Consider the following 9,937-nt stretch of genomic DNA (forward strand, 5'->3'; position numbering starts at 1 on the left):
GCGCGGACGCGAGCGGTAAGGGTTGCGTTCGGCGGTGAGCAGGGCCCCCGCTCGGGGCCGCCCCGTCGGCGTCAGAGCCCCGTCGGGTGCGAGAGGTACGTCGTCTCGACGCCCCAGTCGTCGGTCAGCGACCCGAGCGCGCGGACGCCGAACGTCTCCGTGGCGTAGTGGCCGGCGAGGAACACGGTGAGTCCGGCCTCCCGAGCGTCGTGGTAGGCCTGCTGTTTCCCCTCGCCGGTGATCAGCGCGTCCGCGTCGGCCGCGACCGCCTCGTCGAGCCAGTCGACCCCAGACCCGGTGACGACCGCGACCCGCTCGATCTCGTCGGGGCCGAAGTCGAGCACCTGCGTGGGCGACGCCTCGCCCGCCGGCTGCCCCTCGAAGCCGTCGAGCGTCTCGCGGATCGCGTCCGCCGACCGCGGCGACGACATCTCGCCGATCGTCCCGATCGTAACCGGTCCCATCTCGCCGAACGGCTCGCGATCGGAGAGCCCAACGGCGTCCGCGACCCCCGCTGCGTTGCCCAGTTCCTGATGGCCGTCGAGCGGGAGGTGCGAGACGTACAGCGCGAGGTCGTTCTCGATCAAGGCCGCGATCCGGTCGTGGACGCGACCCGTCACGCGCTCGATGCCGCCCCACGAGAGCCCGTGGTGGACGACGAGGACGTCCGCGCCGGCGTCCGCGGCGGCCTCGATGGTCGCCGTCGCGGCGTCGACGGCGAACGCGACGCGCTCTACGTCGGCGTCGTCCGGACCCACCTGGAGCCCGTTCGCGCTCGCGTCGACGTCGGCGTACGCGGCCGTGTCGAGTCGGTCGTTGAGTCGGTCGACGTACTCGGAGAGCTTCATACCGGACCGTGGGTCGGGCGGGGAATAAAGCGCGGCGGTCCGTTCGAATCGGATCCGGTCGCCGTCGTGGTCGATCTGAAACTTCGCAGACGGCCATTTATAAATATAACCGGCGGTGGCGCATGCCTGCGAGGCCGCTTCGCGGCCGAGCCGCGAGGGACCGAATGTCTCTCTGGAAGCCGGCGCTTCGCGCCGGCGGTACGGAGACCGGCTGGTTGCGTACGACACGTGGCTTGACGAGCCACAGTGGGTGGCCTCCGTCGACCGGCTTCGCGATGCGAGCGTGGTCCACACCCGACTTCCGGACCGCGTGCTCGGCGCGCGGACCGTCGAGCTGACTACTGGGTTCGGTGACGACGAGACGGAGCGGTTCGTCGGCCCGGTCGCCGATGGCGAGGCACTCAGCGTTCGACCTACCGGTTCGATCCACGGATCTGCCGCCGATGGATCGGCGAACCGCCGCGGTCGCGGTCGGTGTCGAGAGCACTGTCGGTATTGGTGCGGTTGCGTGGCTCGTCGGGCCGTGGCGATCGTCGAGTGGTTTCGGGCGGGGTATCGTTCTATTGCCATTCCTTGTTTGGCCAACCTGGTTGTTGTGGCGGCGGGCGTACACCGAGCCGGAGTGACCGCTTCGAGTAGAATCCGCAGGATCTGCTGAACCCTCTTCTTCAGACACACTATCGTCTGAAACAGCTGTTCGCTTTAGCCTGCGAACGTACCGCTGTAGATTCTGCCAGATCTCGTTGGCGTCCACGCAGCCCTGCTGAATACAGCGCGCGAATGTAGCGCACTAAGGGCGGGTGGTCACGGTGGGGTGGCGACTTCGAAGCCGATTCCGTCTGTGGCGATTCCGATCCCGAGACCATTCTCTGGGTCCGTCGCGGTCCATCGATATGTCTCCTCTAAGCCGTTGTCGGTTCGGACAGTGATCAACAACGGTTCGTCGGCGACAAGATCTGTGTATCCCTGTTCGTCACTCGCGGGGATTCTCCGTGTATCGTCTACAAGTACTTCGTCGTTCTCAGCTGTCCGGATCACGGTCGTAACTACCCGGTCGCTCCCCGTCTGATTGTTCACGATCACGAGTGGTGTCGTCGCCGGCTGAGCATACGCAACTGCGCCACCTGTCAAACCTAACGCGACTCCACCGCCAAGCAGTGCGAGTATACTTCGGCGTGTCTTGGAGGGCATACACCCATCGGTTACTTCCCATATTATAAGAGGAACTCGAAAAGTGAAATCGCGATTTGAACAAGCCAACATTCCACCTCTGCTGTATATACTCTCTGTACTGACCGATGAGAGACCTCAACCAATCGCCTCTATAAGATCCTTCGATTGAATCTGAAGCGTGACTACATCGGCAAGCGTAATCGTTGGCCTATCTTTCCACGAGGAGAGAATCCCGGCGTTTAGGCCGGGAGTGAATCCGACAACGCTGACACGATCCATCACGGACGGCAGGTCGGATATTCCACGCTCATCCACACCATTAAGTTGGTTTATCTACATTGTCTATGTATGGCGATTAAGGCCACACGCACCTACGTTGGTTCAATCAAGAACCACCAACAGGTCTGTGAAGGTCTTGATTCGCTCGGAGACTCCGCCTCGAAAATCTGGAACGTCGCACGATGGACCGGTGATCGTATCTGGGACGCAACCAGCGAAATCCCGAACGGTAGTGTGCTGAAATCGTATATGAAGAGCCAGCCGTGCTGGAAAGATTTGAACGCACAATCCAGTCAGAAAGTCATCGAAGAACTTTCTGACGCTTTCCAGTCGTGGTTCGACCTGCGACAGAAAGATCAAAAGGCGAATCCGCCCGGCTACCGCAAACACGGCGACACACGGCCACGTTCCACGGTGACGTTCAAAGAAGACGGGTTCAAACACGATCCTGACAACAATCGGGTCCGACTCTCGAAAGGCTCGAATCTGAAAGAACACTTCTCAGACTTCCTGCTTTGCGAGTACCAGACCCGACCAGACGTTGACCTCTCGGAAGTCAACAGCGTACAGAATGTTCGTGCCGTCTGGAACGGTGACGAATGGGAACTTCATTTCGTGTGTAAGGTCGAACTCGAAACAGTGGATTCGGCTGGCGACGGCGTGGCAGGGATCGACCTCGGCATCACAAACATCGCCACGGTCGCGTTCCCCGATGAATACGTGTTGTACCCCGGTAACTCGCTCAAAGAAGACAAACACTACTTCACCAGAGCCGAGTACGACACCGAGGGAGAGAACGGCCCGTCAGAGCAGTCGAGGTGGGCGCGTCGGAAACTCTCTGAACGTGAGACACACTTCTACCACACGCTGACGGACGCCATCATCACGGAGTGTGTCGAACGCGGTGTCGGTACGCTCGCGGTGAGTTGGCCTGAAGACGTGCGTGAGTCAGATTGGGGCAAGACCGGTAACAAGAAGCTCCATTCGTGGGCGTTCGACCGCATCTACCAGTACCTCAAATACAAAGGCGAGATGCGGAGTGTTGAGGTGTTAAAAGAAAACGAGTGGGACACCTCGAAAACGTGTTCACGATGTGGAGACGACACGAAATCGAACCGTGTCGAACGTGGGCTGTACGTCTGCTCGTCGTGCGAGTTGGTAGCCAACGCGGATTGTAACGGGGCGGAGAATATGCGTCAGAAGATAACTCCGAGTCCTCACGGCGAGGATAGGAGTAACGGCTGTGTGGCACAGCCATCGACACACTTGTTCGACCGCGAGAGCGGGATGTTTCACACGAGAGAACAGGTCGTGTCGTAGACCAGCAAATATCCCACCTGCGGCACGGGAAGCCTCGCCGTTTACGGCGAGGAGGATGTCACCTGTAGCCGGCGAAGTCCGAACTCAATTCCTGCGACAATGAGGAGAATAGCGAGATAGAGAAACCATGCGCCGAAGTACAGAGCGTGTGGATCGCTGGGACTGGCCGTGAACTCCGCCTGTACGTCAAGTAGGATGAACGCCGTGAGGGCCGTAGCTGGCGCAACCACGAGATGACGAACTAAAAGATACAGCGGGACGGCGGCTAGTATCCACATTCCAAGGATACTACTGAGATACATGAGCCAGCCGAAGTCCCCCGAGACAGTGAGACCGAGTCGGAGTGAGAACCACAACATCACGGCTGCGTGGACGACACCACCTCCCGTTGCAATGCTCACCGCCTGTTTCCGCGATGTGGGGATTGAAATCGATGAGTTCGGTGACGGCGCTGCTGGAAGCCGCTTCCACCCTGTTCGAACGGTGTATTCAACCAGACCGAGAAACAGAAATCCAACCGTCCAGACAGAGGCGTTCAGCATGTACCGAACGACATAGAGTCCATTCTCGACAACGATGATACCGGTCGGTTCTGCGAGACGCTCTAACTCTGCGACATCACGAAAGGTCGGTCCCGGGGGCGTGAGCTCCATGCCAAGCACGTAGCCAGTGGTCACCGAGAGAGCTAGCAGCGGGGCGATGATTCGATAGCGGACTACAAGCCACACTGGAACGGCAGCCACGACAACGAGACTACCATAGCGCCACCCCATCCCGAGAATCGTGTACTCGGATGGACCGATCGAATATCCAAGTGTCAGTGCAACAGCGACGAGTGTTCCCGCATGGACGAGACCAACGAGAAGACTGACTAGCAGGGATCGGATGGAGGGCATCACGTCTCAGTGCGCCTCCCAGTCGTATAGAACCTTTCTGGGCTGATACTCACATACCCTCACCAATTGAGACTGGGTGCTTGTGGGTGTCGTCATTATATTTGTTGGGGAGTCAACCCGTCGTCGTATGGTGGTTAGGTTCCCGCGTGTGTCCGCTTCCTCCCACCCCTAAAGGTGGGTTTCCCCCTCGCTCTGCTATGAGTCGGGACCACGGACGAAGCCTAAGATACCCGGCTCCAACTGCTTGGAGGTGAGACCCAGCTCGTCAGAAAGTATATCAAGCGATTCCCACACAGGACGGGCTGATGGCAGACCCAGAGTCCCCGCAGGAAGCGTATTTCGAGGCAAACCGTGCTCACTGGGAGCAGATGGTGGCGGATCATCCCGACATCGAGTCAGTCGAATCCGTTGAAGCATTCTTGGACGGCAACTCAGCGTTGCTCCCAGTCCAGCGGGAAGAGTTGAGCTCCGTGGAGGGAAAATCTCTCCTCGATTTACAATCGCATCTCGGCATCCGAACGCTCTCGTGGGCCCGAGCAGGAGCAACAGTGACCGGCGTCGATATCTCCAGCGAGTCTGTCGCTGTCGCACGAGAACTTGCTGCCGAAGCCGGGCTGGCGGATCGCGCAGAGTTCATCCAGGCGAACGTCCTCGACCTACCGGCCGAACACGATGAGCGCTACGACATCGTCGTCACGAACTTTGGCGTCCTCTGCTGGCTCCCAGATATCGACGAATGGGCGTCAGTGGTCGCTAAGTTGTTGAAACCGGGCGGCATCTTCTACCTCGCGGAACACCACCCGATTGCGACGGCGCTCTCCGATGATCTCGGTGCTGACGGCGATCCGATTACGATCGAAAACCCGTACTTTTCGACTGAAACGCCAGCCACACCAGCGGGTGAGCCACCACACAAATGGACCCACGCACTGGGTGAAATCCTCACAGCGCTCATCGAGGCCGGAATCGAACTCGAATTTGTCCACGAACACCCGTTTTCGGTGATCCAGCGCTCGCCCGAAATGGTTCAAGACGAGGACGGAGTCTGGCGATTTGAATCCGGTATCGATCTCCCGCTATTGGTGACGGTGAAAGGGACGCGACAATCTGAATAGCCGACTCGTGTACACTTCAAAAACCTAATTACGGGAGAATGACAGCATTGAGGTGATGGTCCCCCCGAAAGCCCCCCCATCTACAGCGAATGCTACAGAGCTGACCAGTAACACAGATGAGAACGCCCCCCAGCTCCGCCTTCAGGACGTCGGCAAACAGTATGGCGATATCTGGGGCGTCCGTGACGTTTCGTTGGATCTCAGCCCAGGCGTCCTCGGGTTGCTTGGTCCAAACGGCGCTGGCAAATCAACCCTCATGCGGCTTATCACGACGTATCTCACGCCCACCGAAGGCACAATAACGTTCAACGGGACGGACATCGTTGACGATCCAAATACCGTTCGCGAAAACATCGGCTATCTGCCGCAGGATTTCGGAGTGTATCCTGATCTCACTGCCACGGAGTTTCTCGAATATCTCGCGGCAATCCGCGGCCTCAAGCGAAAAGAAGCCCGCGACCGGATCGAAGATCTACTCGAACTCACCAATCTTCGCGATGCTCGTGACCGCCGACTCGGTGGGTTCTCTGGCGGGATGCGCCAGCGCGTGGGTATCGCTCAAGCCCTGTTGACCGATCCTGACCTCCTTGTCGTGGATGAGCCGACCGTTGGCTTAGATCCCGCAGAACGTGTCCGGTTTCGAAATGTCCTCTCATCACTCGGCGAGGACCGAGTCGTTATTCTCTCGACGCATATCGTCTCAGACGTCGAAGCGACAGCCAACGAGGTAGCCGTCCTCTCAGAGGGGCGGCTACGCGCTCATACAACGCCCGAAAAACTCCTTGAGGATGTCTCCGACCGCGTCTGGGAGCTCGTTATCTCCCAAGACGAGCTTCACTCGCTCAAATCGGAGTATCTCACAAGCACGACGACCAGACGAACGGACGGTGTTCACGCACGCATCGTAACAGGCAGTCCACCAAGAGACGCAACACCAGTATCCCCGACCCTCGAAGAGGCCTACCTAGATCTCCTTGAGGGGACCGAGGAAGACGAACCGGGTGATGAGCTGTGAGTGCTGGCCGGAGTGCTGTTCACGTCGCAGTAGCTGATCTCCGTCAACGACTGCGGTCACCAAAGTATCTCGTCATTCCACTACTCATCGCATGGTTTGCGCAATCACTCACGTCAGAGACCACGCAACTGGTCGTTGCTGGTGAATATACCGGTGTTCAAAACGCGGCGTGGTTCGGCGGAATGGTTGCTACGATGGGAACCTTCCTGCTGTTCGTGTTTGGGTTCACCCTGGTTCGAGGAGCTGTGACCCGAGAACGGGAAACAGGCGTTGGAGAACTTGTCGCCACATCCCCACTCAGAAACAGTACGTATCTCATTGGTCGGTGGCTGGGCTATTTTTTGTTGTTGACGCTGGTGACCGTCCTCCTCGTGTTGGCGACAGTCGCAGGCTATCTACTTCACGGAACGGGTGAGTTCCATTTCTGGGCGCTCGCCTCCCCATTTGTGTTTTTGACACTGCCGGCGATGATGCTCGTCGCCGCAGTTGCGGTGCTGACAGAGACAATCCGGTCGCTTCAAGGAACACTTGGATCTGTACTCTATTTTTTCGGTGCGGTGGCTGTGTTCACCCTAGCGTCACTTGGGTCCGGGACGACATTCGGCCCGACTGGACTGGCGGTCGTCCGGAATAGTATGCTACAGGCGGCAGGGGCTGATCCGACAGTATTTGAGAATCGGTCCTTCGCCTTTACAGGAGATCCTGGTACTGTAACGACGTTCACGTGGACTGGCGTTGAGTGGGGTGGCGCTGAACTCCTCAGCCGTGGCCCGACGGTTGCGGTCGCAGGGCTTGGATTGATCCTCGCTGTTGTGACATTCGACCGGTTTAAGCCGACAATCAGTATCCTTGAACGGGTACAAGATGTGTTCGCTCGTCGTGACGGGGCTCAAGATACCGAAGAGACTGCCACAAACCCTCCCGAGACGGACACTGAGGGTGCGACACGACCAGCTGAAGTTGATCTCCGGCCAGCCACAGCGGATCCAGGGTGGCTGCCTAACCGGCGCTTGCTCATCGCTGAAATACGGATGGCACTCCGGGGACAGCGCTGGTGGTGGTACCTTGGAATTCTCGGATGTATCGGTGCCGGATTCGCTGCCTCACCAGGCGCTGCTCGTGGTGTAGTCCTTCCAGTTGCGTGGCTGCTTGGCCTCTCGGTATGGGCGGGACTTGGTGTCCGAGAACAACGGTTCCGGACGACTGAACTGGTATTTACGACACCGTACCCACTGGGACAGCTTGCTGCTGTTTATTTCGGTGGTGTCATCGTTGCGCTCGTCGCTACGTCGGGTGTACTCGCGGCACTCGCCATCGCTGGTAATGTTACAACGATCGGCGCAATCCTCGTTGGGGCCTGTTTTATTCCCGCGCTGGCGCTGGCGAGTGGTATTTGGCTTGGGACGTCACGAGTATTCGAGGTGATCTTCCTTTCAATGTGGTACCTCGGTCCCATGAATGCGGTCTATTCGCTCGATTTCGTCGCGGCACACCCCGAGACAGTCGCACAAGGAATTCCACTGAGGATAGCTGCTGTAACCGTGGCGTTGCTGATCGCCGCTGTTGTTGGACGAAAACGACACCTTCAGCGGTGAATACGTGATTTCGCAAGGCTCGAAGAACAACCAAACCATATTCTCCGCTCAATCAGTCGTCCTGTCAGTGACCATGAAAGGCCAAAACGGCGTTTGACATTTGGGTATTTTGATGGGAATGCCACCATATTGGTGATCTGGAGCCCTCCAACAGATGTTCCGCCAATCACTAAACAAGATGTCCCGCCGTCGAGTCCTCGCCGGTACTGGGACAGTCCTTGTAGCAAGCACAGCAGGCTGTACGTCGCTCATAGACGGGTTAGCCGATATCGCATTAGGTGACGTGAATCTCTTCAACGAGACCGGAACCGTTCTCACGGGGACCCTCACCATTACTGCCCCGTCAGATGAGACGGTTCTTTCTGAATCATTTGAACTACCCCCAGAGTCCACAGATGACGACCCCCCCGAGGAGGATGAAGAAGACGGGATGACTGCGTTCGAGGACGTGTGGAGAGATTCCGGCACGTATGAGGCAGCTGTCGAGTTGGACAGTGGTTCAGAAATTCAAGGTGAATCCACAGCCTCAGCAGCGATAACAGTAGATGACACTAACGAAGAGATGCTCGCAATCGGATTTGCTGCTGAAGGGTTCGAGGACGCGATCGGATTTCGTGTCGCAGAGTCACTGAGTGGGTTCGCAGAAAACTGACGTGCGAATTAGCCGTGGTATTTTGACATACTTTGAGAGTGTCAACGGCTGTTCCCTAGTTCTCTCAGTCTGACGAGGTTAGTCGTTGAAAACGGTTTTTTGTGTGAAATAGTCCGTACGTCTCACCATCGCAGGTGGATCTGATTTTTTGCCAAGGCCCTCAAAAACTATCTTGGAGCTATTCCCGACCCACATCTTTGTTGAACGCGAAGAGTATCTCGCCAACGACTTTCTTCATGATATCTTCCGTGAGACGCCCTTGCCATAGATCTGAGATACTATTGTACTCCGATGGGGCTTGGATCTGCGACATCCGGGGTGAGTGGATAGAGAGGGGCAGAATTCGTGAGGGTTCTGGTGTACCACCCATCTCCCAGTGTTCGTCAGATAGCGGGTGGCCGACCAAATGGTCCGTTATTGTAAGCGTTACACCCACGGATTGCTTGCCCTGAAACGGATGTGTCTCTGTGGTCACGATAGCGAACATCCGCGAGAGATCACCGCCGAGCTTGGACGGTTCGACCGTCCAGACCACATCACCGACCCCATATTCTCTATCCTCATGTGAGACCTTCATCCGTCAGAATCCAGGTCCTCAATCTCAATGGTCCGCGTTTCGTTATCTTCCCCGTCGTCACCAACAGACGGATGTGGCTCATCAGGCTGCGACTCACTCCACGCCTGTGCGTCCTCTTCACTTTCGATTATATAAGATCAAGGAAAATACCTGCGGCTTTAGCCGCAGGATGAATCCGACAACTTGGAATCAAACCACGTTGGACTCCCTAGTTCGAGTTTCTAATGGATACTTTGAAGTTTCAAGAATCGCTATATGTCGGTAAGGTCAGGTCGGAACGGAGCGGATTCCGAACGACCTTCGGAGGCGGCCTGTCCGCCCTCGTAACGAGGCAGTATCCGAAACGCTGACGCGGTGAACACGAATCCTCGAAGGGTTTGTCGAGTGCCCGTCGGTCTGAGAAAGCCCAACGATACCTCCGAGTCTGACGACGTTTCAGCGACTCCCTGCTGGCAAAAACAACAGAT

8 protein-coding genes are annotated in these 9,937 nt (G+C 57.5%); 5 read left to right on the plus strand and 3 right to left on the minus strand.

Going from position 1 to position 9,937, the window contains the following annotated elements; genetic code table 11:
- Window positions 1-71: 71 nt before the first annotated feature.
- Both F3H13_RS15720 and F3H13_RS15730 read right to left on the minus strand, forming a co-directional pair.
- Window positions 72-848 (minus strand): Nif3-like dinuclear metal center hexameric protein, encoded by a 777-nt coding sequence (locus F3H13_RS15720; protein WP_149799948.1) that lies wholly within the window; start codon window positions 846-848, stop codon window positions 72-74.
- Window positions 849-1,652: 804 nt separating this feature from the next.
- Complete coding sequence (locus tag F3H13_RS15730; protein ID WP_188128090.1) at window positions 1,653-2,039, minus strand: hypothetical protein; 387 nt, start codon at window positions 2,037-2,039, stop codon at window positions 1,653-1,655.
- A gap of 330 nt (window positions 2,040-2,369) precedes the next feature.
- On the opposite strand from F3H13_RS15730, the gene F3H13_RS15735 reads away from it, so the two are divergent.
- Window positions 2,370-3,620, plus strand: a complete 1,251-nt coding sequence (locus F3H13_RS15735; protein WP_149799949.1) for an RNA-guided endonuclease InsQ/TnpB family protein — start codon at window positions 2,370-2,372, stop codon at window positions 3,618-3,620.
- Window positions 3,621-3,661: 41 nt separating this feature from the next.
- On the opposite strand, the gene F3H13_RS15740 is transcribed toward F3H13_RS15735, so the two are convergent.
- Window positions 3,662-4,516, minus strand: coding sequence for a hypothetical protein (locus F3H13_RS15740; RefSeq protein ID WP_149799950.1), 855 nt, complete (start codon window positions 4,514-4,516; stop codon window positions 3,662-3,664).
- Between the two features lie 305 nt (window positions 4,517-4,821).
- Between F3H13_RS15740 and F3H13_RS15745 the strand changes: the two genes are divergently transcribed.
- The 4 genes from F3H13_RS15745 (at window position 4,822) to F3H13_RS15760 (ending at window position 8,893) form a co-directional block, all read left to right on the plus strand.
- Window positions 4,822-5,631 (plus strand): class I SAM-dependent methyltransferase, encoded by an 810-nt coding sequence (locus F3H13_RS15745; protein ID WP_149799951.1) that lies wholly within the window; start codon window positions 4,822-4,824, stop codon window positions 5,629-5,631.
- Between the two features lie 55 nt (window positions 5,632-5,686).
- Window positions 5,687-6,646 carry an ABC transporter ATP-binding protein gene (locus F3H13_RS15750; RefSeq protein ID WP_394349069.1) on the plus strand — a complete coding sequence of 320 codons (960 nt, stop codon included), beginning with the start codon at window positions 5,687-5,689 and terminating at the stop codon, window positions 6,644-6,646.
- A complete protein-coding gene (locus F3H13_RS15755) occupies window positions 6,643-8,241 on the plus strand; it encodes an ABC transporter permease (RefSeq protein WP_149799952.1) in 1,599 nt (532 codons plus the stop codon). Before F3H13_RS15750 ends, F3H13_RS15755 begins: the two co-directional genes overlap by 4 nt.
- A 154-nt stretch (window positions 8,242-8,395) precedes the next feature.
- A complete protein-coding gene (locus F3H13_RS15760) occupies window positions 8,396-8,893 on the plus strand; it encodes a hypothetical protein (RefSeq protein WP_149799953.1) in 498 nt (165 codons plus the stop codon).
- Window positions 8,894-9,937 lie beyond the last annotated feature (1,044 nt).

It is taken from the genome of Halorubrum xinjiangense (assembly GCF_900102375.1).
Classification (GTDB): Archaea; Halobacteriota; Halobacteria; order Halobacteriales; family Haloferacaceae; genus Halorubrum; species Halorubrum xinjiangense.